The following is a 24,261-nucleotide window of genomic DNA, read 5'->3' on the forward strand; positions in this document are numbered from 1 at the left end:
TTCAAAATTTTTTATATTAAAGCATTAAAAAGGGTTTTCGAGGGGATTTGAACAACGCATGTATAATAAGATTTGACTTTTGATATTAAAGAGTAGTAACCTAGTCTCAGCTAGAAAATGTCTATTTTATATTCTCCAAATCGTCGTTTTATTCATTTAATCCCTCGTTCGGTAGTTTTTTAATTCTTGACCGGTTTCCGGCTAATTCGCCTATACAGGCATTATCATAAACACTTAAGGATACTTATGTCTAAAACAGTAAACGGAGTCGTTAAATGGTTTAACGAATCTAAAGGATTTGGTTTTATCGAGCAAGAATCTGGCCCGGATGTATTTGCGCACTTTAAAGAAATTTTAAGTTCTGGATTTAAAACGCTTACAGAAGGTCAACGAGTACAATTCATTGTGACTCAAGGAACCAAAGGTCTTCAAGCACAAAATATAGTAGCTCTTTAATTTAAGCAGTTAATATTATTAACCGCTATCTCACTGTGGTTTAAGTGGTTACTTTGAGGAGACGACAGTGAGACAAAATAAAATTTATGTAGGCAACTTACCCTTTGGAATTACTGAAGAGTCATTACAAGCAGCGTTTTCTAAATATGGTAAGGTAAATGAGCTTCTTTTAATCAAAGATCGCTTTACAGGTCACATCAAAGGATTTGGTTTTATAACCTTTAGCTCGCAGCAAGAAGCTCAATCCTCTTTAGATATGAATGGTAAAATACTTGACGGCCGCCCCTTAAAAGTCACTATGGCTCAGGAGAAGCATCCCCCTGGAAGGCGTCATCGATAATTTATACAATTTAAAATAAAGGCTTTGGCATCACACAGTTTATCCTATGTATTATTACCTAAATATACCAAACCATTCTGAACCATTTATCCAATTGGAACAATTACCGTAACAAATAACAATACATATAGCAATTAAGTAAAAGAGAGAACAGCTTCATGATTCAAATAGAACACACCGACCAAAACCCATCATTCGCTCAACTCCCTCTTCGAGAAGAATTAATACAAAGCCTTGCTTCTTCAAATTATGAATATATGACCGCAATTCAAATGCAAAGTCTGCCCATAATTCTTAGAAATGAAGATATTATTGCTCAAGCAAAAACAGGGAGCGGCAAGACCGCGGCCTTTGCTTTGTCTTTATTAAATAATTTAAAAATTTCTTTTTTTGCAATACAAGGCTTAGTTCTGTGCCCTACCCGTGAACTAGCCGAACAAGTAAGCCAAGCTATTCGACGTTTAGCCTGTCTGATGCCTAATGTCAAAATTATCAATTTATCTGGTGGTATACCCATGAAGCCTCAGCTGGATTCTTTACGACATGGAGCTCATATCATTGTAGGAACTCCTGGGAGAGTCCTTAAGCATTTAAGAATGGGTTCTTTAGACTTATCTAAGGTGCAAACTTTAGTTTTAGATGAGGCAGACCGAATGCTGGATATGGGCTTTTTTGATGACATTAAAAACATCATTTCGGTGTGTCCCGAACAACGACAAACTCTACTTTTTTCTGCGACTTATCCTGAAGAAATCAAACAACTTTCAAAACAATTTATGAAGGACCCGCAAGAGGTTCATGTAGTAACTCCTCCTGAAGAAATGGATATCGAACAATATTTTTATGAAGTCCCAAAACAGGCTCAGAAGTATCCCTTATTAAAATCATTGTTGTTGCATTATCGCCCCCAATCCTCTTTAATCTTCTGTAATACCAAGCAACAAACAATGGAAGTAACAGACCAGCTTATCCACGAAGGCTTTAGTGCTATTGCATTAAATGGAGACCTGGAGCAAGTTGATCGGGATCTCGCTGTCTTGCGTTTTGCAAACCAAAGTTGCTCTATCCTTGTCGCCACTGATGTTGCAGCACGTGGACTTGATATCAAAGAACTTGCTGCAGTAATAAATTTTGATCTTGCTTTTGATCACGATGTCCATATCCATCGCATTGGTCGAACCGGACGAGCCGGAAGTAAAGGTATTGCCTTAAATATTACAACACCCGCAGATGCCCAACGAATTTGCACCATTGAAAACAACTACCCACACCCAATTCATTGGGGAAACATTAATGAATTAGAAAATCATCCTCCTACTCACTTAGCGCCAGAAATGGTTACACTCTGTCTTGCTTCCGGTAAAAAAGATAAAATTCGCCCCGGTGACATATTGGGGGCTTTAACCAAAGATGCAGGATTACCAGGCAACACTATTGGCAAAATTAATATCACCGCCATGTACTCCTATGTTGCAATCCACCACAGCCAAGCAGATCAAGCGTACCAATATTTACAAAGTGGAAAATTAAAAGGACGCAAAGTGAATGTGCGTAAAATAAGCTGATTTTTCTTAACCCTGCGACGTTTTGACTGCAGCAATTGGGAAAGAATCAGCTACTAGGAAACAATCCACTCACATCAGCCTATGGATTTATTAGTAGCTTGAAGCAATAATATACAGTAAATAAAGCAATTATTAATATCAGGATATCACTCAAATGAAAAAGCAAGAGGGACTTCATGAACGAAGAGCTCTTAAAATTTCAATAGCTGCTACCTTTCTCTTATCCGTGGCAGGAATTCTATTTGGGCTATTGTCGGGCTCATTAGCCATCGTTTTTGATGGTATGTTCAATATGGTGGATACCGTTATATCAACCCTCGCCTTTTTTGTAGCTCGTCTTTTAACAAGTAAGGGGAATCGGCGGTTCCAATATGGATACTGGCATATTGAACCGATGGTTCTTGTTTTGAATGGTAGTATTCTTATACTTCTTTGTGCTTATGCGATGATAAATGCGATTGGCAGTTTAATGTCGGGTGGGCATGAGCTGGATTTTGATTGTGCATTTTTATTTGCTCTTTTGGTATTTTTTTTATCAACCGGCATGTATTTTTATTTGATTAAAAAAAACCGCAAAATTAAATCGGAATTCTTGCGATTAGACATTCAAAGTTGGTTAATGTCTGCATTGATTTCCTCCTCACTCCTATTGGCATTTGGCCTGGCAACTTTGTTGCAGGGTGGTGACTACCGACATTTCACCCCCTATATTGACCCCCTTATTTTAGCGATTCTTACGGCGTGTTTGATTTTTGTGCCTATGGCTACAGTCCGTGATGCCACACGGGACATCTTTCGGATGGCACCTTTGGATCTTGACGAAAAAATAAGAGAATTTTTAGACGAACTTATCAAACAACGTAATTTCAAAACTTATACCAGCTATGTTGCGAAAATAGGAAGGGCACAATTTATTGAGATACATATAATAGTACCCAAAGATTATCCAATTTCTAATATTGAAACCTTGGATGAAATTCGAAATGAAATCGCCTTGGCAATAGGGGAAGACACGCCACAACGTTGGCTAACCATCGCCTTTACCGCAAATGAAAACTGGGCTTAGCAATCGTTTTATTCAGTTTTTTCTCAATATCCAAAACAAAAGATATAACTTAAATACTTGAAATTCTATCGCCTAGTGTGTTGGGTTAAATATTTATGGTCCAAATATTCTTATAGCACTGGGTTTAGACAATATGTCGTAGTATCCATAGGGGTTACTTCGTTTTCTAAGTTAAAAAGAGCTGGCATTTTTTCATGAATTTGTTCCATAAAAAAGTCTTCTGTTTGTAGATTATTTTCAAATCGTATGATGTCATGGGAAGGAGTCTCAAAAAACTTATCCATTTCTTTTGCATACCTCGGGCTTACTTTACTTTCTTTATTTTGAAATCGTTGGGTGATGAAATGTTCACGAACCTTTGGTTCGACATCAATCATTACAAATTTAAGCTCAGGTATAGCATGTAATAATTTAAGTCGGTATTTGTCGAGGTACATTGCTTGGGAGATAACAAAACTCCGTGCCGGATCTTTTTCTTTTTGGGTCTTGATGACCTCAATTAAAACAGAGACGTATTCATCAATCATCTCAGGAGTCATTTGTTCATCTTCAATGAGACAGTCCAGCATCCTGGGAGTAATGTGTTTATCGCCATCGATATGAATGATGTCGAGCTTTTCGAGCATTTTTCCTATATAACTTTTTCCAGAGCCAGTTTTACCAAACAAAAAATAGACAGTCATCGATGGGTACCGAGTGATAAATATTTTATTATAAATGATTCAACAAGCGTAGCAAACATGATTAATGGTGCTAAAATCATAGTACTCGCCACCTAATGTTAACCCCAAAAGTAAAATTCTTTTAACATGGTCGGATTGTTTTAAGTTAACATAATTAAGGGTTTTACAAAGCGAGGTGTCCACTTTTTAATAAATGTTTTCCCTATTCCTAGTAGGTAGCTTTTAGGTGCTAAAATTTTATATAAATTTATTGGTTTATTACTATAGGCTTAAGTATGACCTCACCATCAACGGATATGAGCTTAGAGGAGCAACATAAAATTTTAAAAGAATGGAATCAAACTCGCTCTAAATATACTTATGACAAAATCATACCCGCATTGTTCGAGACACAAATCGAGCAGGTAGTAAAGCAAGTGGCGTTAATCTATAAATCAAATACCCTTAATTATGAAGATCTCAACAATCAAGCCAATCAATTGGCTCATTATTTAAGAGACATTGGAGTTAAACAAAATACTTTAGTCGCCCTCTGCATGGATCCGGGTTTTGAATTATTAATCTGCATCCTGGGAATTTTGAAATCGGGGGGAGCATATATTCCATTGGATCCTAATAACCCTGTTCTTCGCCAAAAAACTATATTATCTGATTCAAATACAAAAATTCTAATTACTCATTCAAAACTAGCGGATCAATTTGATGATATGGCCAGATCTCAAGTAATTTGTTGGGAAGCAATCCAATCAAAGAGAGCCATGTACCCTACCAACAATCCAACCCACATAAATAAATCAACAGATTTAGCTTATGTAATCTACACTTCCGGATCAACTGGTACCCCAAAAGGCGTAATGATAACTCATCGTAATGTCCATCATTTTGTGCATTGGTTTGGTAAAGCTATTTCAGTTTCATCGGACGACATCATTGATTTTTCATCTTCTATCTCTTTCGATTTTGCAGTGGCATGTACGTTATTCCCCTTGTTAAAAGGTCTTAAAATTGCCATTTGTCCTGAAACAGATAAAAGAGATCCCTATTTATATTTAAAGCATTTGCAAGATGCACATGTTTCTATCATCAAAATCACACCAAGTCATTTCAGACAAATCAACAGCATTGTATTGAACGAGGAAAAAAGGCTGGATTTAAAATACATTGTCTTTGGTGGAGAGACTTTGTTAGCAAAAGATATCCATGACTGGTTAAAAAAATTTCCAACCCATAAACTATTTTGTGAATATGGTCCCACTGAAGCCACTGTTGCCTCATCATGGATTCTCATTGATGAACATAATATAGATCAGTATAAGCATCGAATTCCAATTGGAAAACCCGCTTTAAATACCAAGTTGTATATATTAGATAAAAATATGCAACCAGTATCCGTTGGGGCGTTGGGAGAGCTCTATATCGGGGGGGATGGTATTGCTAAAGGTTACTTGAATAAAAAACAATTAACTGAGAAAAAATTTGTTAAAAATCCTTTTGGCACGGGTAGGTTGTACAAGACCGGAGATTTATGTTGTTATTTACACGACGGTAATATTGAATTTGTCGAAAGGATAGATGATCAAATTAAAATTAGAGGATTTCGAGTTGAAATTGGTGAAATTGAGAAGTGTTTGGCATCTTATCCTGGCATTCAAAATGTTGTTATTTTAGCAAGAGCCGAGCACGGGGAACTAGAAGAAAAACAATTAGTTGCCTATTGTATTCCCAAAGACCCTAGAAAATTAGACACGTATGATTTGCGTGATTATCTTAAAAACCTATTACCTAATTATATGGTTCCAACACATTTTGTGGTTATGGAAGAGCTCCCCTTATCTGCGAGTGGAAAATTAGATAAAAGTAAATTACCTAAACCAGAAGCTAAGGAGCCTCAGCAAGTTATACCCCCACGAAACGAAACTGAAACCATCCTTAAAAAAATCTGGTTAGAATCTTTAAACCTAAAGGATATTAGCATCCACGATAATTTTTTTGATTTAGGAGGCAATTCATTATCAGCGGCTAGGCTCATTACAAAGATTAGGAAAATCGCCCATAAAAAAATTTACTTACAGGATTTATATCATTCCGAAACAATTGCTCGTCTTGCTGGTGTAATTGATGCAGCAGACGATATTTTGGAAGATGAAAATGGAAAGGATCGCCTCCCATTTTTAAAGCAAATGCCCTTAAATGAATTGCAATTTTTATTCTGGTTGATGAAACTGTTTTACCCTAGATCGAATCTAGCCAATATCGTAATTAGAAAACGAATCTCGGGTAATTTGGATAAAAAGAAATTAGATATTATTTTTGAATTACTGTGTAAAAATCATCCAGTTCTATGCTCTACAATCCCAAGATATTCGCCATTACAACGTCCACAAAAGAATATTCTTCAATTTGAAGTAATTGAACAGGATATTAGAGATCTAAAATTGGAAGAACAAGAACACGAACTACATGAATCACTAGATGAATTAGAACATCGAAAATGGAATAGAAAATTACCTATGATTCTCTTTAAATTATTTCGATTAGGAACTAATTCTTGTGAAATTCAAATAGCTATATCTCATTTTATCTCAGATGAAATATCCGCAGAAATCCTATTGAATGAGCTTTCTAATGCATATGTTGACTATAAAAACGAATCAGAGTTTGTCGAGAAAAAAACTGAATTAGTTTTTTACGATTACATTCAACAAGAACAAAGAGAGCTTAGTAAAAACTTACTTAAATATATGGATTTCTGGGATCATTATTTAGCCGATATTCCCTCACTGGCTTTTCCACAGAATGAAATTTTAAACAGCATAACTTCATCGTGTACTACCTATTTTGAAATACCCCATAATATCTTGCAGGGGCTACAGAGCTTTTGCAAAAAAAACCGAATTGGTATTGGAGATACTTTAATCGCAGCCACGGGTTATGTTTTGGCACCCTATCTCGATGAGAAAAACAAAATAGCGATTATTAATTTTGTAAAATCGATTCGTGATCATGAGGCTTATGATCATGCGATAGGACTTTTTGTCCGAAATGATGTTATTAAAATCGACTTAAATCACTCAGTCACTCTACTCGAATTAGCAAAGCAAGTCCAAAATTCACGAATAGAAAATTATTATTACCAATCATGTCCCACTATAATAAAAATTGCCTTTCTGATGCAAAAAAACTGGAAAAATAAAAAAATTGGCAATTTTTTTATAAAACTTTTTGCAAAAATATATACAGGCATTTTTCATAAATATAAGTTAAATTATGAAATTTTAGTAATGTTTGGGCGAGTGTTTTTGGCACGGAAAAATAATAGTTTTTTTGTTAATGTGAACATCCTGAATCATTTCCTTAATAATAACTCTGAAACAAAGCTGTTTGGGTTTAGTCAAATGCCAATTAAAGCGTATCATGATGATAAGATAGTTGAAAAAAACGTATTAAATATTTGGTTTGATCGAGATGAACAGGGTAAATCCTATCTCATCATATCGGGTAATTTAAGACCAGAATTTCGCAGAGTTATTGGTTCCAATTTATTAGAAATAATGGGCTCATCATTATTATGAGCTTTTAAAGAGTACTCCTTTCCGATAAAGTGATCAGCCATTGTTCAGTTGTAATTTTGCTGTGCATAGTTTGAAATAATTTATATACCTGAATAAGGTACTCCAACATTCGAGACGGATGGTTGGATCATTCGCATTCACGGTGCACACTGTATCTAAATCAGTAACCTGTTGATCAGTCACATAGTAGCATTTATTCTCTTTCAATGAGGAAATAACACCTACTAAATTAAAATTTTCGAAATGGAGCATGCAATTATCTGGCACAGCAAAGCCGGATGGTAATAATCCTTGTCTTACTGCGATTATGTACGCATCCATGCGCTCTAAATATTGATTATTGCTATACGCACAAAGCGATTTTCTTTTCGAATTAGCATGAGGACAGAAACTTTCTTTAAACCAACCTAAGCAAGACATTGCTGTATAATGTCCTGGTGTAGAATCAGTCAATCCCGAATGAAAAGGATACATTCCACCCGCACTTACACCGGCTAAAAGGGGCAATCGATTTTCAGATTTCAATTTATCTAAGATAAAGCTAAATCCCGATTTGTTCCATATCTCCAACATTTTTTCGGTATCACCACCGCCAATAAAAAGTATATCTTGTTGAGTAATGTAGTCTTCCAGTTGTTTTTCTGTGCGCCGTGATTTTGTCAAGGATAATTCAGAAGTGGTGATATTTTTTCCAAATTTTGCACGAACAAATCGAGTAAAAAAAACTCGTTCGATCCATCTATCGTTACCGGCGGTGCCAATGTAACAAAAATGGATATTAGTCTTATTAATTAAACCGAACGCATACTCCAAAAATCGATTAAGGGTACAATTTAGATTCAAAAAATTACTATCATCAAAACTCATTAACAACATATGAGTCATGGAGGCTCACTATTAAAAAAAGGAATCGGTAAGAATATATTGTGCGTATATGTCTCTCATATTAAGTATAGCAGGTATTTCTAATATACTGCTCAGAGGCCATGACACATTTTATGAATTTTCATTCCTACTGTCTTAGAAAAATTCCAAGACAGTTCATGCACTGGCGCTTCGTCAAAAATGTGAGGGACTTTCAGCACGAACTATTTCTTGCAAGGTAAGTTCAGACTTAAGCTCAGAAATCATGAACTCAGTTAGTGCTTCAGCATTGCCGATTGCAATTTCCCGTGGAACCTCTCTAAATACAAGCGTTCTATCCGCAGTGTAACCTCGTGAAAATTCTTCCAGTATACCGGCTCTCATAACCCCCTTTACATCATCAATAGTGATCAGTCTTCTATCAGAAGAAGTTATCAAACCTAATTCATCGGCTCGTCTATTCATGCGCTCATAAGCGGGTTTAAACTCAGGAAGATCTGAACTCCTGGTGGTTGCAATCTCTAGAGCCCATGGGCGTTTTACAAATTCCTCATTATCGATGGTTCGACTGTGAACTTTTTTAGCAGCCATAAACTTTCCTAGAAACTTACCAGGAGCGGTAATTTCAACAATTTTAATGATATCGGTACCAATTATTGGCCTCCAATTATCTTGTTTATCAGTTCCTAAAACGATAGTAACTTCATTGTTCCTCTGTGCTGTACTCACAATTGAATTATACATATGACGGATTCCCGGTTCCTCCTTTTCATTTTTGAACCTTGCATATTCCTCATACAGCTCCCTATCGAGATGAAGTACTAGCTGAGGGCGAATAGAGACTTTAGGCAAGCCCATCACAATAATATACCCTTTGGTAGGTAGTACCGATAAGCCTTCAGCATAGTCCTGTACTGTGTGAGGACAAGGAGATGCAGAGACAAGATAACAACTATTATTCTCCTCAATAAACTCAGGTATTTCTAAGCTTGGTTCTCTTCTGGAATATTTTCCTGTTCCCATTTCACCTGAGTGCATAATCTCATTTATTTCCTCTGTGCCTGGTGTGCCCCGAAAATAAATATCTTCGGCTATCGGTAAACTGTTCAATAATTCGGAATGTCCTATATTCTGTTGTTCAGTGGACTTATAAGGATAATCTGTGGATGAAAACAAAGTACCCGATCGCGTAGCATGACTTATAACTGCTCGGCGAAAAGCAATGCCTACACCCGTTAATTTATCCACCTCTAAGAAACGCCTTCTCATAGTGGTCTCCTTACAAAAAGATTTGGATAGTTGTTGTCTGTAACAAGATCGCCAAACAAGGGAAATACACGTAAAGATTTCAATCTTTCGCTGTAAGAACGAGGACTCAATCGAAGATGATAACTTGCTACAAGTGATAAAGAAGCACGGTTGCATGCCCCAACAAAGAACATTGCTCTTTTCATGACCGCCACAATGACACCATAAAATACACTCAGCTTATTTAATAATCATAGCACAGGCAACTTAACTGAACAAAAAATAATCAATGAAAATATCCTCCGATGTAGTGTGCATGGAATTCAATTTTCCTGAAACGTGTAAACGCGGTTGATTCGAATGAACGAGCTTAGGTAGCAAAAAGATTAATAATTGGAATTATATTTAAATAAGGTTTCTCATAAGATGATGCCCAACGATTTAAGCCATCAACCACTATGAAAAAAACCCATAATATGGGATAATAATTGGCCAGTTTAAATAATATTAGTCTTCTTATATGAAAATAAAAGCAGTATTTCTAATGGTTTCCATTTTTTTTCCTATGGCTGTGTGGTCGAGTTCTGCACCCTGTCCTTTAGCAAACGGAATCAATGTACATACTAAAAAAAGAATTTTAAACATATGTAAACAAGGCACTGTAATTAAGACATTTAAAATTGCCATCGGAAATAAAGGTGTGGGCAAAAAACGCGCGGGCGATAATAAAACTCCGATAGGTTTATATGGGTTAGCTCATCCAAGAAAATCAAATCAATTTAAAGTATTTATTCCAATTCTCTATCCAACTTCAAAGCAATTAGCTGCAGGATATTCAGGAAGGGATGTTGGTATCCATGGACCTACCCAGTCCTCCAGTCGTATTAGTTGGTTAAGTAACTTACCTTGGTCCACGCGTGGATGCATTGCAGTTGGCAAAAATAACCATATCGAGTATGTCGCTCATTGGGTAAAAGCTAATCCAGGAACTAAAGTTTTAATTATATAGAGAATTAGGCAGCTATCTCCCAAAAAACCTCAAAGATGAAGTAATGCATAACATCCGTTTTGGTGGAATGATTTATCTACGACATGAGTTTTTGCGTTAATTAAACCTTTTAATATTTATAACGTATGAATGTTTAGGAGATGTAATAGATCGAACAGTTAAAGAAAGGCGATTAAATTCTTTTAAATCAACAGCTTTTTTCAGGATTATGAGGCATATTTAATAGGGCTGTAACTTTCGCACTTTCAAAGAAAAAAACACAAATTCCATCAATATCCATACGTTGCTCCTCATCTTGAACACTATGTTTCATATAAAAGCTAGTGCGTACTATATATTCACCACGAGAAGCTAGATAGCTTAAATTAGGAGCTTCATTATTAGTACTGACCCTAAGTGTCATTTTTTTATGCAAAATATTATCAAGAACTGATATATAACCTAATGCATTTAAAAAACAGCTGACAATTATATTTCCCGACTCCAGCAATGCAGACTCTTCAATACTTCCGAGTTGAGTTGTTGATCCAAGCTTTCTATGTAAAAGAACATCACATAATCTAAAAGCGGATGTAACGGGTAAGATAAATGAAGCAATCCCCTCTAAAGTGCCGATTAAGGGGGTCGTCATAATTATCGCGCCCCCGGTGTTAGGGTTAATTTGAGCTAACTCTTCTTTTATATTATCTTTTATACTATTTTGTACCTCACTTACTTTAACGGTCACATCGACATGCGCTAGTTTTATCTGCTGGTCTAACAATCCTGAAAGTGCAAAGGTTGCTTCTGATGCTGCAAAGCTCATTAATTCGTTAAATCGTTTCCCTATCTTCATAATAGTTCATCCCGCCTGTTTAGATTTTAAGCATAGAAAAAGCTCATCGACATCGATAATTAAAATGGTTTCCCCCGATCCCAATAATGCTGTGCCAGAAAATAATTTACTACCTCGAATAGTTGGATTTATGGGCTGGGTAATAATTTCTTCTGTTGTCAGCAAGCTATCTACAATTACACCTACTAATTCTTCTTCTTTTCTTAAGACGACTATAAATTGCCGGCTCTCTTCTAATGTTACTTTTTCTTTAAAAATAACGGACAAGCGTAAGAGAGGGACATTCATTTCATCATATACAAAAGACTCTTGGTGCAAGAGAGATGCTATGTCCTGATATGGTATCGTTATTAAGCGTTCTATACTATTTAAGGGTAATGCATAAATCTGATTACCTTGACGTATTAATAAAACAAGAATAACGGTTAAGGTTAAAGGGATTTTTATTATAAATTGAGTCCCCTTTCCCTTTTCGGTCTCGACTTCAATCGATCCATTAATGGATTCGATTGTTTGTTTAACAATAGATAAGCCTAACCCTCTTCCTGAAATATCTGTAACTTTTTCTGCAGTAGAAATCCCAGAAAAGATGGCCTTGGTTACTTCTGCTTTTGCTGCGTTTGTGGATAATAAATTGTGACGTACAGCAATAGTTTTAATCGCTTCGAGATCGAGTCCAGCACCATCATCACTTACTTCAATAACTACTGATTCTTTCTGGCGTTTAGCTCTTAATTTGATGCTTCCTTCTACAGATTTTCTTCGGGTCTTCCTGATTTCGCTGGTTTCCAAGCCATGATCAATCGCATTTTTGATTAAGTGGGCAAGTGACTCGCTTATTGCGTCGATTAAGGAACGATCAACCTCAATTTCTCTGCCTTCAGTGTAAAATTCTACTTGCTTTTTTTGTTGTTCGGCGAGATCTCTGACCATACGGGAAAAACGATCGAAAACAAATCCTATAGGGACTAGACGTATTTGCATTACATAATACTGTAACTCATTTAGTGTTTGATTTAGACTACCAAGGGTTGCAGTTAATTCAGAGGATTGAAGGGTTTCGCTTAAACTTTCCAACCTCATTTTGTTAATAAGTAATTCTTTAGTTAGATTGAGCAATTTATCGAGACGGTCCACATTCACTTCGACGCTTGTGATTGATTCCATGCCGCTAAATAATTCAAGCGATGAGAGATCCGCTCCTTGTTTCTCATTATTCGTTAATATCAAATTTATTTTTTCAATCAGTGAGGCTGTATCAAATTCGGGCTGCCCTTTAGCAATTTCTTTTATGTTTTCTTTTAGAAAATCAAAGCAATTAAATAAAAGATTTATACACTTTTTCAGTGTAATTTTTTTAGTGCGAATCGCATCTAATAAATCTTCAATTGCATGATTTAAATTTGCTATTTGTTGAAATCCCATAGTGGCAGAAATACTTTTGAATGTATGGGCATTGCGAAAAATATCTTGAAGATTTTTCTTGTTACCTGGATGTTTTTCCCAATTAATAAGAGCTAAGTTCATATTTTTAATATGATTATTTGCCTCACTAAGAAAAGCTTCCATATATTTATTTATGTCTTCATTCATTTACAACACCTATAACGAGTTATAAATAGCTCTTAAGTTCATTTTTGATTTGATCAATCTCAAACGGTTTTTGAATATATCCTTTAGCTCCTAAGGCTTTACACTGTTCTTTAATCGATGCGTGACCAATCGATGTAATCATTAATACATTGAGATGGGGATATTTATCATGAATGTTTTCTAAGAGTTTAATTCCTTCTATTTCACTTGCGTTCATGACTATGTCCAATAACACGAGGTCGGGTGATTTTTTTTTAAGATGAAGTAGAGCGGCTTTTTCTCCATCAGCCTCTATGATATCGAGATCTGCAAAATTACTCTTTAAAATATCTTTTAAAATTATCCGCATAAATTTGGAATCATCTACAATCATCACCATCTTCCCCATTATGTTCTCCTAAACTGAGATCTACCCTATCTTTCCTTAGTTTTCTCAGATTCCAGTTACCGATTAGTTGTTGCAAACTCTTAAATAGAAGACGCTCTTTGTGAGCGACTCGATGTTGCAACCACAACTGATGACCGGTGTTTCCGGAAATCATTCTTTAATTACGTTCTATGACTGATAATTTTATAAGTTCCTCTTGAGTTAGGATGCTTGATAAATCTAATAAAATGATTAAACGATTTTCATAGATAACAACTCCACCCACGTATTTTTCATGAATATTTACAATACTGGATGGATTTTGATTTATATCTGTTCCATTTACGCGCAAAACTTCTACTACTTCATCAACAATGAGACCAAAAATTCCACTTCTTTGCTTTGTGATAATAATATGCTTCGGATTATCGATATCGATACTGGGTAGAGAAAATAGTTTCTTAATATCAATAATTGCTACAATATCCCCACGTACATTGATCAACCCTCGCATAAAATAAGGAGAATCTGGAATAGGTGTGATCGGTACAACCTTGATAATTTCTTGTGCGTCATTGATTGGGATACAAAATTCTTCATTCCCAGTGCGAAATACAATAAGTTGCACCAATTGTTGTTCTTTTGATTTCAGGGTTAGGTGTGATTTATTCGGCATTATTCACTCCTAAGCACGTGTGTCTCAGAGGCCATATATGCCACTTTAAATCGCTTCAATGCTGTTCTTAACTCATCGGATAAAACCGATAGATTCGAAGCAGACACAGACATTTGTTGCATGCTGGCTGTTTGCTGTTGAATTGAAGAAGACATCTGCTCTGCACCAACTGCTGCTTGTTCTGAAGTGGCCGATATTTCTTCTGTGGTTTTGGCAACAGCTAAAGCTGCCTTCGCTTGCTCTGATGTAGCAGTAGAAATTTCTTGCGCTTTGACTGTGATCTCTTGAGTCCCTGAACTAATTTGACTAAGAATCCTTAATGCTTCATTGACGATATCGATTGATTCAGTAACTTTTTGTGTACCCGTGGTCATTCCTTCTACTACTTGTGTCGTTGATTCAAGAATGGTATTAACCATGCCTTCAATCTGGACCGCTGCTTTTTTAGTCCCTTCCGCAAGTTTCCTAATTTCATCGGCCACAACCGCAAACCCTCGACCAGCTTCCCCCGCACGTGCAGCTTCTATTGCCGCATTTAAAGCGAGAAGGTTCGTTTGATCGGCAATACCTTTTGTCGTGCCAACGATTACTCCAATTTCTTTAGCGCGTTTATCCAGATCTTTTACCGTATCGGTATTTGATTTCACAATATCATCAATAGACTTCAGCCTGGTAGCCGCCTGTTTTCCTGCATCGGTTCCTCTGCTTGCAAGTTTTGCAGCTTCTTGGGTCACTTCTGCTGCACTACGTGAATTGGTAGCCCCTTGTTGAATTGATTTAGACAGTTCCGTAACGATTCGCGTACTCGATTCTAGTTTTTTCGCCTGTTCTTTCGCACCAACAGCTATTTGCTGTGTGGTACTTGCAGCTTGCTGTAACGTCGTACTAACTTGCTTGGAAATATCCGCTAACTGTACTGACGCGCTGGAAACTTTGGTAGAACTATCCATAGCAAAACGAATTAACGCTCCTAAATCATCGAAAGATTTATTCAGTGCATCGGATAAAGTTCTGATATCGCCTTGGGTTTCGATACTGACTCGTTGCGATACATCTCCCATAGACAATGCGACCGCGAGGCGAATAACCTCTTGCACGGGAGTGGCAATTGAATTAAGAAGATTATTTAATTTGTCTACGATATCTTTCCAACTGCCCCCCACGCCCTCAACATTCGCACGCTCATTCAATCGGCCTTCTTTACCCGCGACTTGAGCCACACGAGATACCTCACTTGCTAAGCGATTGAGGTCATCCACCATTTTATTAATGGTTTCTTTTAGAAGTAATACTTCTCCTTTAGCTTCTACAGTAATTTTTTGCGTTAAATCACCTGCACTAATTGCAATAGCAACTTTTGAAATATTACGTACTTGATCGGTAAGGTTAGAGGCCATTGCATTAACGTTTGCGGTTAACTCTTTCCAAGTCCCACCTACTTCTGGGACTGATGCCTGGCCACCTAATTTTCCTTCGGTACCCACTTCTTTCGCAACTCGGGTTACTTCAGCGGCGAATAGATTTAAGTTATCTACCATCTTGTTCAGTGTTTCTTTAAGCTGGAGAATTTCTCCACTTACCTCCACCGTAATCTTTTGATTGAGATCACCATCCGCCACAGCAGTTGCAACTTGGGCAATATTACGAACTTGGCTGGTTAAATTTGCTGCCATTGCATTAACGTTATCGGTTAACTCCTTCCATGTTCCGGTAACTCCAGGAACTTGTGCTTGACCACCTAATTTACCTTCGGTACCGACCTCTTTCGCGACTCGGGTTACCTCGCCTGAAAAAGATCTTAAGTTATCCACCATGTCGTTAATGGTATTTTTTAATTCGGATACTTCACCTTTTACTTCAACAGTAATCTTCTGGTTAAGATTGCCGCTCGCTACAGCTGTCGTAACTTGGGCAATATTTCGGACTTGGCTCGTCAAATTTGCAGCCATTGCATTGACATTATCGGTTAATTCTTTCCATGTGCCTGTCACATTGGGGACTTGTGCCTGCCCACCTAATTTTCCTTCGGTACCTACTTCTTTTGCAACCCGGGTTACTTCTGAAGCAAAAATCGTCAAGCTATCTACCATCCTGTTAATTGTTTCTTTTAGTTGCAATACCTCACCTTGTACTTCTACGGTAATTTTCTGATTCAAATCCCCTTTTGCAACGGCGGTAGCAACTTGGGCAATATTACGTACTTGACTGGTTAAATTAGCTGCCATCGCATTCACGTTATCCGTTAATTCTTTCCATGTACCCGTAACACCTGGTACTTGTGCTTGACCGCCAAGTTTTCCTTCCGTACCAACTTCTTTAGCCACCCGGGTTACTTCTGAAGCAAAGATGGTCAAACTATCCACCATTTTATTAAGCGTTTCTTTGAGTTGCAGCATTTCACCTTGTACTTCAACCGTTATCTTTTGATTCAAATCACCTTTTGCGACTGCTGTCGCTACCTGGGCAATATTGCGTACTTGGTTCGTTAAATTGGCAGCCATCGCGTTGACGTTATCAGTCAATTCTTTCCAGGTGCCTGTAACACCGGGAACCTGTGCCTGACCTCCTAATTTCCCTTCAGTACCAACCTCTTTCGCAACCCGGGTTACTTCACCAGAAAATGATCTCAAATTATCAACCATTTTGTTGATGGTATTTTTTAATTCCAACACTTCGCCTTTAACTTCAACCGTGATCTTTTGATTAAGATCCCCACTCGCAACAGCTGTAGTTACCTGTGCAATATTGCGCACTTGGCTGGTTAAATTTGCAGCCATTGCATTGACATTATCAGTTAATTCTTTCCAGGTGCCGGTAACACCAGGAACCTGTGCTTGACCACCTAATTTCCCCTCGGTACCTACTTCGCGGGCAACACGGGTAACTTCTGAAGTAAAGCTGCTTAATCCTTCCATCATACTATTATAGGAATCAGCTATTTCGCCAAAAATATCATATTGATCTTTCTTTAATCGCTTAGACAAATCACCTCGTCTTACAGACTCAATTGCCTCGAGAATATCGCGCAATCTACTTTCCATAAAGGCATTACTTTTGTCGAATGGCTGTTCTTTTATCTCAACTTCCTGTCTTTCTTTTTGCCGAGACATTCTTAAATTCCCTTCAAGAGATAATATGATAAATATAGTAACAAAATGTTTTTTTTACAAAAATGGACTGGTCATTTAGGCGCTTAACAATACATTCCTAGGCTTATTAATGTGATAAGTTCTCAAGTCTAAGATATATGAATTCCAGTGGCTATACACAGACTTATCCACAGAAAATGGGGATAAGTTATTAAAGAAACAAACAGGATTTTTCAAGAAATACATCTATCATAGATAACTTATATCGAGCGGAGGGTTAAGATATCCACAAAGGAACAATTGAAGAATCTTTAGATTGTGGGTTGGCTATGATATCTAAAAAAATAAGTGAAAAACAGTCTTGACGAGATAATTTTTAATTTTTTTCATTAGAGGGCTTGTGAACCTTTCCTGTATACAGCACCAGATGGGTTTTGAACCTTATCTTATGATATATCGCGGATGATTCAAATACGTTTGAGGTCATATAAAAATACGAGGTAAATAGGTCTTTCTTACCAATTTAAAAATGAAATCCATGATTGAGATTGCTAACAATCAACAACTGGGGTAGCAAATATTTCTTTCCTTGTCTTGCTCATCTTGGACTTCTTTGATTCCAAACTCAATTTCTTTTTTTCGCATGATTTCTTTATTTAAGGTTTGTTCTATTCGTTCATAGGTTTGCTGAGTTCCTGTTTTAATTTTAAACCCAAACATTTCAACAATACTACTCAGCAAATTGTGCCCCCTTCGGGTCTCGAATAATACTCTATTATTTTCCCGATGCTCTATAATTTTGCGTAAAAGCTGGTTCAACGATAACTGAGGCTCAACCGCTACTTCCAGATATAGTTTTTTTAATTCATTAAATTTTCGGCGTGTTGCGTCGGATCCGGGTTCTTTTTTAGGTAGATCTTCAAGCTTTTTATATAGTTCATCCAGTATTTTCCTTTTCGAAGCAGGCACATGAAAACAATTTGGGGGCTTGGGCAGGATATAAAAGGTATTCGACTTTAACGTATTCTCATGCCATAGTCTTGTTTTATAATTGAAATCGATAGTAAATAAACTAGAAACATTGGCAGGATAATGTAAGGTATAATTAAGGAGAGAACGGGCTGTAGTACGACAAGTATTAGAGCTATGAATTTCCTTTGACTCATCAATTATATCTTGGCGAAGTTTAGCATCTTGAGCACTTTGTTGTTTAAAAGTCCCAATCTCTTTATATTTTAGGGTGATTTTTCCAAGAGTTTCTTCTTCCTCAGGAATATAACAATGAATGCCTTCTCTGAGTTTGTACACTCCTCGTTCTGGAAAGGTCATTTTTTTATATTCGCCAGTGGGATTGGGTCTATTTTTATAGAAATCCAATTGCTCCTGATGGATAGCTCTGGTGATCTCTAAAAATTCCAAATATTGATCAAAAGAGATAGCATAGGCTTGATAACTAATTTCGGGAAAATTGTTGGTACCACCAAGACCTTCATCCAATAATACAGCGTCTGAATGACTTCCAACCATTTTTCCAAACAAAGTGAATTGCTGAACACAGCTTGAGCCAAAGCTTTTATCAATAATATTTCCCTTACCAACCTTCGCTAACAACTTAGGTTCGCCGTCAACCATGACACCTAACATTATGAAACTATGAACACCTTTTTTAGCGATGGCGATAAAAAATTCGCTATTTTTATCAATAACGATTGATTGATCAATTTTCACATCAACAGTATTTTCAAGTGTCATAGGACATCTCATTGAGATTTGAATTTGACATTATAGCGTTTTTTTTGGACATTTGAAACATTGCAAATCTCATCTGAGCTGTAATGTTTTCCTCTCTTTAAATCGATTTTATCTGCTCAATTAAATTACGTAATGCTTAATTAATAATTGAAATGTATAATATCATTCTTTTAATATTTAAGTATTCCCATGACTAGACTATCTAACACAGACGAAAAAACAAACGATGTGCAGGAACCAATTATACTCATTAATCCAACTGCGTTAACTAAAGAACAGAGCATATTCCTAAAAGAATTTTTAGAGGGGGATGATCAACCAGAAGTATTTTTAGCGGACACTCTTTATATATATAAACAAATTCATTTTAAATTAACACATGAGCTGAATTGGCGTTCAGGGAAAGATGGCATCAGTGAGTGTTTTGAAGTGATGAAAAATAGTCGCGCAGGCAGCGGAAGATATGCTGCAGTGGACCACATTGAAGGAAAATTAATTTTTCTTAACGAGGAAGTGGAGTTTATGCCTGCTCATACAAAACCTCATAAGGAAAGAGTTAGAAAACTCATGTTCTTTAAACAAGATAAAGAGGAAGGACAATGGCGTGAGAGCATTAAACAAGAATATAAACGAACGAAGCAAGCAGGACATTTAAATGCCAGGGAGCCCGTTTTTTTTATAGACGGATCGGGCAAGCTTGGTGCTTACATGTTCATCAAAAAAGCATCAGGTACCACGTTACATGATATTTTATATGGTAGCCCTAAGATAGAACTTGATATCGCAACACGTAAAAAAATCTCTATCGCCATTCTTGATGCTTACATAGAGCAAGTAGAAAATAAGGGATTGGTGCATAATGATATTTCGCTTAAAAATATAATGCTTGATATTTCTGACCCCAAAAAACCAATCGTAACTTTTATTGATTTTGCATTTTCTAAGAAAATACATAAAAATGATGCAGGTCCCAACATAAGAGGTACTCCTTTGTATATGGCCCCTGAACGATTTGTAGGGGATGGCACCAGCACAGCCAGTGATGTATTTGCTTTAGGCCATATTCTTGGGGAACTTTTTGGAGGGCATCGAATCACACCTCGACGCAGCTGGGGGTTAAAAGAAATATGCCGTTTAAATATGAAAGGCCGCTTTGATAACGATCTAATCTTTCTTGATGAAGAAGAAAGAGACATCATCACTGATCATCTTTTACCCATGGTATCGTCACGTCCGGAGAATAGACCTACGCCCATGGAAATAAAAGAAACTCTTATGGCTGAATATGACTTTTCTCAAGAACCAATATGTTCCCCACAGCCTCCACTCTTCCACTGAGTTGCGAGTATTCGAAATTTAAAGCATAAGTCAAAAAAGGCGAAATTGATCCAATCTGGATCAATTTCGCCTTGTTTCTTAGGAGGGATAGCTTTGGTCTTCAAAGAATGACAGAGCTAGCTCTTTTTATTTTTAGGATTATTATATAATTATGTAGCTCTTGTTCATCCAACATAAAATGGATTAAAAATTAATAGAATATTACAGGGATAAAACATGGATCCAGTCACGCATGCGGTCTTGGGAGCCGCCTGTTCTCAGGCAATTTTATATAAGAAAGACAAACAGAATGCTTGGCTTGTTGGTGGATTAGCAGCAATGGCACCTGATTTAGACGTATTAATTCAGGAATCAGGCAACCCCCTGCTTTTTTTTCTCTATCACCGGCACTTCACCCACTCTTTGCTCTTTATTCCGATAGGCGCTTTGATTGTTACTTTAGGGCTATTAATTTTTAAGCGCTTCCGAACCAATTGGCAACTCACTTTTTTAGCAGCACTAATAGGTTATGCGACCCATGGGGTGCTCGACGCATGTACCAATTACGGGACCGTCTTATTTTGGCCATTTTCCGAAACCAGAGTAAGTTGGGATATAGTTTCTATTATGGATCCCTTCGTTACAATACCTTTATGTTTAGGAGTGATTTGCACTATTGTTTTTAAAAAAAGAATACCGGTGATTCTTGCTTTAATATTAGTTAGCCTATTTATGCTATTCAATGGGTTCCAACATTATCGAGCAATGGCAGCCATTCAGGAGGAACTTGTTAGGCTTCAGATAAATTCTCAGAAGGTACGTGTGTTCCCTCAATTTTTAAGTTCAACCTCATGGAGAGGAATTGCCCTAACTTCAAATCGCCTATTTATCATGAATGTCGAGACCCCAATTTTTAAAGAATCAAGGATCCCACTGATAAAAAATTATCCTTTTTCCTTATCGCTAAAATTGCCCGAATATGTCAAAGACTCCCCTTCTTTATTGAACGATTTTAGAATTTTTAAATGGTTTACTGATAATTTCCTCATTGTGGTCAATAATAAGCCACTCATACTCGCTGATGGGCGATTTTTAGATTATGATGGAACCATTGCATTGTGGAGTATCCAGTTTTTATCTACCCAACCTCATGTTGAGATGTTTTATTCCCTAGGTATAAATAATTACAAACTTAATTCCTTATAACCGGTATTCCGTAGAATTAATAATTTAATCTACTTAATAATACCTTAATTTGAGAATTATATAATTTACTAAATTTATTAGCTTCTGCCTCACTCATGTTAAAAAAAATTGACTCAAACCTGCCGAAACAAAAAATTGTGTTGTTTATTCCATTTACTGCCAGTGAAAATAATTTTTCTCTCTATATAAGAGCCCTAGACTGGAGATATAACTTAAGAACTTCAGAGGACAAAAGTGATAAAATTCCTAGTATCGTAATGTATCAAGATCCTGAGGAAAAAGAAGAAGATTACGAATATTATGATCAAGCACAGTTTCATTTTAATAAGGAAAATTTGGGAGGCAAAGCAAAAATTTATATTCTTGCTGATGGAACAGGGGATCCTGAGCATGTCATAAATATTAATCAAGCCTATTATCAATATCTTTCGCAAGAACCTTATCAGCTATCGATCCATTCAATGGCCTGGCGATTAAAACAAAGTGGTCTTACTTCGGAACTAGCTCAGAGTGTATCAGCAATTAATCTATATATTTGTGATCATCATAATACCAATAAACAATTAGCCGTTTATTTTGGTCAAGGTTTAGGTGAGCATTACAAAGACACCACTATTAACTATTACTCAGCAGAAGTGTATATACCGAGTTTAGTTTCATTAGATGGGTTTTACTATGAGACCAAAAAACTTGCGTACTTCTACCACAACACAATTCTTAAAGCGGGTTATGCCCATGAGCATAAGCATACCCTAAAGGTTAGCGATACCTTGATGCAGCCAAGCTCCCCAAATGCTACCGACTCGTTAAACTCGAAAGCGCGAGCGTTACCCACATTTAAAGAGACAGTCTCTGATGCAAGTTCTGTAAGTGTTGTAGAAATTTTAGATTCTGAGAGTACAGAGCATAGTTTGATGCAAGGAACTCCAACAATTACTTTTCCAGATGAAGAATTAGATATTACCTATGGAACTGAAGCAGAATCTCAAACTGAAGTTAGAACTTCAAGTACTGCACTCATCGTACGGCAAGATAGGAGTATGATTTCATTTTTTAAAGATGTTAAAAAAGTCGATTCACAAAATCATCCAAAATTGCAGGATGACTTTGCTTCCTTGACATTCTAAATAAGATAAAATACTAGATAACAATTTTATTTTAATTATTTGTATGAGCCATTCATACTGTTCATATTCTTAGTAGTGAAGATGAATTGTTCATACAACGGAATTATATAACCTTTTTTTATTATAAAATTTATGTTTCATATTGCTTTATATCAACCAGAAATTCCTCCAAACACAGGAAACATCATTCGACTATGCGCCAATACAGGAGCAAAATTACATTTAATACATCCTCTTGGTTTTTCATTACAAGAAAAAGCATTAAGGCGAGCGGGGCTCGACTATCACGAATGGACTTCCATCTCTCAATATGAGAATTGGGAAGCATTTATTCAACAACATCATCAAAAAACGATTTATGCTTTCAGTACTCGGGCACAGAACTGTTACTCAAAAGTTCAATATACTTCGGAAGACATGTTTTTATTCGGCCCCGAATCCAATGGCTTACCTAAAAAGATTTTACAAGCCTATACCTCTCTTTCTATTCCAATGCGTGAAAATAATCGCAGTTTAAATCTTTCAAATTCAGTTGCGGTCGTTTTATACGAAGCATGGAGGCAATTAGATTTTGCTCAATAGTTAAGTAAAGCTTCCTAAAAACACAGTTTGCATATTCATAGGCAGTCGAGCTTTGCACATTGAATACGCATTCTCCATATTGGAATTATATTCATTCTATATTGACATTAAAACAAATGATCTATATATTCATTAAATGGATAAATGTCGGATAAAAATTCACATGAGACAATTATTGAAGCTTACTTTACTGGCAACAACCCTTATCATATATGCATGCGATAAAAAAGAAAACCCAAACTCACTCCATTTTGCCACCGCAGCAGAGTATCCACCATTTGAATATAGCGATCATGGGGATATAAAAGGATTCGATATTGATTTAGCCAAACTAATCGCTAAGGAACTTGGCAAAAACGCTGTTTTTGACAATATGCAATTCAGCACAGTTCTTCCTGCTATAAGCTCGGGACAAGATGATATTGCCATAGCTACAATCTCAATTACTGAACCTAGAAAAATCAATTTTGATTTCTCTGACCCGTACTATTTTGAAGGTATGGCCGCTGTCTATCATTCCAATCAACCGGTTAGGCTCCCAAACCAACTCAAAGGAAAGAAAATTGCGGTGCAACTGGGGAGTATTATGGAGATCTGGGTGCGAGAAAATTTTCCTCAGGCCGAAATTACTGTTCTTGATAATAACAATCAAGCTATTGAAGCATTAAGTGCGGGGCTCGTTGATGTCGTTTTAATGGATGGTTCTCAGGGTAAGATCTACTGTAAAAAACATACGGATCTTTCTCATTCTGTAATTGCCAAAGCGGATCATGGATATGCATTGGTCGTCAAAAAAGGTTCTCCTTTAACCATAAAAATTAACCAAGCATTACAAAAGCTTAAAGAAAATGGAGAAATTCAAAAATTGGAAAATATGTGGTTAAAGGACTCATTATAAATGAATTGATGGAGGC

The 24,261-nt window shown here is 36.6% G+C and carries 20 protein-coding genes; 11 read left to right on the forward strand and 9 right to left on the reverse strand.

The genetic code is table 11. The features are described from left to right. The first annotated feature begins 246 nt into the window (after nt 1-246). The 4 genes from HBNCFIEN_RS10985 to HBNCFIEN_RS11000 all read left to right on the forward strand — a co-directional run bounded on the left by HBNCFIEN_RS10985 (nt 247) and on the right by HBNCFIEN_RS11000 (nt 3,427). The gene (locus HBNCFIEN_RS10985; RefSeq protein WP_182391124.1) at nt 247-456 is read left to right on the forward strand and encodes a cold-shock protein; all 210 of its coding nucleotides are present in this window, start codon (nt 247-249) and stop codon (nt 454-456) included. A gap of 67 nt (nt 457-523) precedes the next feature. Continuing rightward, a complete protein-coding gene (locus tag HBNCFIEN_RS10990; protein ID WP_182391125.1) occupies nt 524-796 on the forward strand; it encodes an RNA-binding protein in 273 nt (90 codons plus the stop codon). A 158-nt stretch (nt 797-954) separates the two neighbouring features. Further along, complete coding sequence (gene dbpA / locus HBNCFIEN_RS10995; RefSeq protein WP_182391126.1) at nt 955-2,361, forward strand: ATP-dependent RNA helicase DbpA; 1,407 nt, start codon at nt 955-957, stop codon at nt 2,359-2,361. A gap of 154 nt (nt 2,362-2,515) precedes the next feature. Beyond that, on the forward strand, nt 2,516-3,427 hold the full coding sequence (locus HBNCFIEN_RS11000) for a cation diffusion facilitator family transporter (protein ID WP_182391127.1): 912 nt from the start codon (nt 2,516-2,518) through the stop codon (nt 3,425-3,427). A 110-nt stretch (nt 3,428-3,537) separates the two neighbouring features. Here HBNCFIEN_RS11000 and HBNCFIEN_RS11005 read toward each other — a convergent pair whose 3' ends face one another. Beyond that, complete coding sequence (locus HBNCFIEN_RS11005) at nt 3,538-4,110, reverse strand: zeta toxin family protein (RefSeq protein ID WP_182391128.1); 573 nt, start codon at nt 4,108-4,110, stop codon at nt 3,538-3,540. 275 nt (nt 4,111-4,385) lie between these two features. On the opposite strand from HBNCFIEN_RS11005, the gene HBNCFIEN_RS11010 reads away from it, so the two are divergent. Further along, entirely contained in the window at nt 4,386-7,682 is a 3,297-nt protein-coding gene (locus HBNCFIEN_RS11010) for an amino acid adenylation domain-containing protein (protein ID WP_182391129.1), read from the forward strand. A gap of 33 nt (nt 7,683-7,715) precedes the next feature. Here the strand turns inward: HBNCFIEN_RS11010 and HBNCFIEN_RS11015 are convergent, their stop codons facing one another. Next, nucleotides 7,716-8,567 (reverse strand): Type 1 glutamine amidotransferase-like domain-containing protein, encoded by an 852-nt coding sequence (locus tag HBNCFIEN_RS11015; RefSeq protein ID WP_182391130.1) that lies wholly within the window; start codon nt 8,565-8,567, stop codon nt 7,716-7,718. 174 nt (nt 8,568-8,741) lie between these two features. After that, on the reverse strand, nt 8,742-9,815 hold the full coding sequence (locus tag HBNCFIEN_RS11020; RefSeq protein ID WP_182391131.1) for a hypothetical protein: 1,074 nt from the start codon (nt 9,813-9,815) through the stop codon (nt 8,742-8,744). A gap of 499 nt (nt 9,816-10,314) precedes the next feature. Here HBNCFIEN_RS11020 and HBNCFIEN_RS11025 point away from each other — a divergent pair, with 499 nt between their 5' ends. Beyond that, nucleotides 10,315-10,803, forward strand: a complete 489-nt coding sequence (locus tag HBNCFIEN_RS11025; protein ID WP_182391132.1) for a L,D-transpeptidase family protein — start codon at nt 10,315-10,317, stop codon at nt 10,801-10,803. Nucleotides 10,804-10,990: 187 nt separating this feature from the next. Here HBNCFIEN_RS11025 and HBNCFIEN_RS11030 read toward each other — a convergent pair whose 3' ends face one another. The 6 genes from HBNCFIEN_RS11030 to HBNCFIEN_RS11055 form a co-directional block, all read right to left on the reverse strand. Further along, complete coding sequence (locus tag HBNCFIEN_RS11030) at nt 10,991-11,638, reverse strand: hypothetical protein (protein WP_182391133.1); 648 nt, start codon at nt 11,636-11,638, stop codon at nt 10,991-10,993. 6 nt (nt 11,639-11,644) lie between these two features. After that, complete coding sequence (locus HBNCFIEN_RS11035; protein ID WP_182391134.1) at nt 11,645-13,231, reverse strand: chemotaxis protein CheA; 1,587 nt, start codon at nt 13,229-13,231, stop codon at nt 11,645-11,647. A 19-nt stretch (nt 13,232-13,250) separates the two neighbouring features. After that, nucleotides 13,251-13,619, reverse strand: a complete 369-nt coding sequence (locus HBNCFIEN_RS11040; protein ID WP_182391135.1) for a response regulator — start codon at nt 13,617-13,619, stop codon at nt 13,251-13,253. Between the two features lie 157 nt (nt 13,620-13,776). Further along, a complete protein-coding gene (locus HBNCFIEN_RS11045; RefSeq protein WP_182391136.1) occupies nt 13,777-14,274 on the reverse strand; it encodes a chemotaxis protein CheW in 498 nt (165 codons plus the stop codon). Beyond that, the gene (locus HBNCFIEN_RS11050) at nt 14,274-17,384 is read right to left on the reverse strand and encodes a HAMP domain-containing protein (RefSeq protein WP_182391137.1); all 3,111 of its coding nucleotides are present in this window, start codon (nt 17,382-17,384) and stop codon (nt 14,274-14,276) included. Before HBNCFIEN_RS11050 ends, HBNCFIEN_RS11045 begins: the two co-directional genes overlap by 1 nt. A gap of 537 nt (nt 17,385-17,921) precedes the next feature. Continuing rightward, nucleotides 17,922-19,115 (reverse strand): hypothetical protein, encoded by a 1,194-nt coding sequence (locus HBNCFIEN_RS11055; RefSeq protein ID WP_182391138.1) that lies wholly within the window; start codon nt 19,113-19,115, stop codon nt 17,922-17,924. Between the two features lie 189 nt (nt 19,116-19,304). Here HBNCFIEN_RS11055 and HBNCFIEN_RS11060 point away from each other — a divergent pair, with 189 nt between their 5' ends. The 5 genes from HBNCFIEN_RS11060 (at nt 19,305) to HBNCFIEN_RS11080 (ending at nt 24,245) form a co-directional block, all read left to right on the forward strand. Beyond that, nucleotides 19,305-20,453: a protein kinase gene (locus tag HBNCFIEN_RS11060; protein WP_182391139.1), complete on the forward strand. Its 1,149-nt coding sequence runs from the start codon at nt 19,305-19,307 to the stop codon at nt 20,451-20,453. 216 nt (nt 20,454-20,669) lie between these two features. After that, nucleotides 20,670-21,638: a metal-dependent hydrolase gene (locus HBNCFIEN_RS11065; protein ID WP_182391140.1), complete on the forward strand. Its 969-nt coding sequence runs from the start codon at nt 20,670-20,672 to the stop codon at nt 21,636-21,638. Between the two features lie 95 nt (nt 21,639-21,733). Continuing rightward, nucleotides 21,734-22,765 carry a hypothetical protein gene (locus tag HBNCFIEN_RS11070; RefSeq protein ID WP_182391141.1) on the forward strand — a complete coding sequence of 344 codons (1,032 nt, stop codon included), beginning with the start codon at nt 21,734-21,736 and terminating at the stop codon, nt 22,763-22,765. Between the two features lie 132 nt (nt 22,766-22,897). Next, nucleotides 22,898-23,347 carry a tRNA (uridine(34)/cytosine(34)/5-carboxymethylaminomethyluridine(34)-2'-O)-methyltransferase TrmL gene (trmL, locus tag HBNCFIEN_RS11075; protein WP_182391142.1) on the forward strand — a complete coding sequence of 150 codons (450 nt, stop codon included), beginning with the start codon at nt 22,898-22,900 and terminating at the stop codon, nt 23,345-23,347. 163 nt (nt 23,348-23,510) lie between these two features. Further along, nucleotides 23,511-24,245: an ABC transporter substrate-binding protein gene (locus tag HBNCFIEN_RS11080; RefSeq protein WP_182391143.1), complete on the forward strand. Its 735-nt coding sequence runs from the start codon at nt 23,511-23,513 to the stop codon at nt 24,243-24,245. The last annotated feature ends 16 nt before the right edge of the window (nt 24,246-24,261 follow it).

This window comes from Legionella sp. PC997 (assembly GCF_014109825.1).
Taxonomy (GTDB): Bacteria; Pseudomonadota; Gammaproteobacteria; order Legionellales; family Legionellaceae; genus Legionella.

Excerpts from the sequence above, each read along its gene's own strand:
- HBNCFIEN_RS11045 (WP_182391136.1), bottom strand. The coding sequence starts at position 14,274 with ATGCCGAATAAATCACACCTAACCCTGAAATCAAAAGAACAACAATTG.
- HBNCFIEN_RS11000 (WP_182391127.1), top strand. The coding sequence starts at position 2,516 with ATGAAAAAGCAAGAGGGACTTCATGAACGAAGAGCTCTTAAAATTTCA.
- HBNCFIEN_RS10985 (WP_182391124.1), top strand. The coding sequence starts at position 247 with ATGTCTAAAACAGTAAACGGAGTCGTTAAATGGTTTAACGAATCTAAA.
- HBNCFIEN_RS11035 (WP_182391134.1), bottom strand. The coding sequence starts at position 13,231 with ATGAATGAAGACATAAATAAATATATGGAAGCTTTTCTTAGTGAGGCA.
- dbpA (WP_182391126.1), top strand. The coding sequence starts at position 955 with ATGATTCAAATAGAACACACCGACCAAAACCCATCATTCGCTCAACTC.
- HBNCFIEN_RS11025 (WP_182391132.1), top strand. The coding sequence starts at position 10,315 with ATGAAAATAAAAGCAGTATTTCTAATGGTTTCCATTTTTTTTCCTATG.
- trmL (WP_182391142.1), top strand. The coding sequence starts at position 22,898 with ATGTTTCATATTGCTTTATATCAACCAGAAATTCCTCCAAACACAGGA.
- HBNCFIEN_RS11055 (WP_182391138.1), bottom strand. The coding sequence starts at position 19,115 with ATGACACTTGAAAATACTGTTGATGTGAAAATTGATCAATCAATCGTT.
- HBNCFIEN_RS11010 (WP_182391129.1), top strand. The coding sequence starts at position 4,386 with ATGACCTCACCATCAACGGATATGAGCTTAGAGGAGCAACATAAAATT.
- HBNCFIEN_RS11015 (WP_182391130.1), bottom strand. The coding sequence starts at position 8,567 with ATGACTCATATGTTGTTAATGAGTTTTGATGATAGTAATTTTTTGAAT.
- HBNCFIEN_RS11065 (WP_182391140.1), top strand. The coding sequence starts at position 20,670 with ATGGATCCAGTCACGCATGCGGTCTTGGGAGCCGCCTGTTCTCAGGCA.
- HBNCFIEN_RS11070 (WP_182391141.1), top strand. The coding sequence starts at position 21,734 with ATGTTAAAAAAAATTGACTCAAACCTGCCGAAACAAAAAATTGTGTTG.
- HBNCFIEN_RS11040 (WP_182391135.1), bottom strand. The coding sequence starts at position 13,619 with ATGGGGAAGATGGTGATGATTGTAGATGATTCCAAATTTATGCGGATA.
- HBNCFIEN_RS11060 (WP_182391139.1), top strand. The coding sequence starts at position 19,305 with ATGACTAGACTATCTAACACAGACGAAAAAACAAACGATGTGCAGGAA.
- HBNCFIEN_RS11020 (WP_182391131.1), bottom strand. The coding sequence starts at position 9,815 with ATGAGAAGGCGTTTCTTAGAGGTGGATAAATTAACGGGTGTAGGCATT.
- HBNCFIEN_RS11030 (WP_182391133.1), bottom strand. The coding sequence starts at position 11,638 with ATGAAGATAGGGAAACGATTTAACGAATTAATGAGCTTTGCAGCATCA.
- HBNCFIEN_RS11005 (WP_182391128.1), bottom strand. The coding sequence starts at position 4,110 with ATGACTGTCTATTTTTTGTTTGGTAAAACTGGCTCTGGAAAAAGTTAT.
- HBNCFIEN_RS11050 (WP_182391137.1), bottom strand. The coding sequence starts at position 17,384 with ATGTCTCGGCAAAAAGAAAGACAGGAAGTTGAGATAAAAGAACAGCCA.
- HBNCFIEN_RS11080 (WP_182391143.1), top strand. The coding sequence starts at position 23,511 with ATGAGACAATTATTGAAGCTTACTTTACTGGCAACAACCCTTATCATA.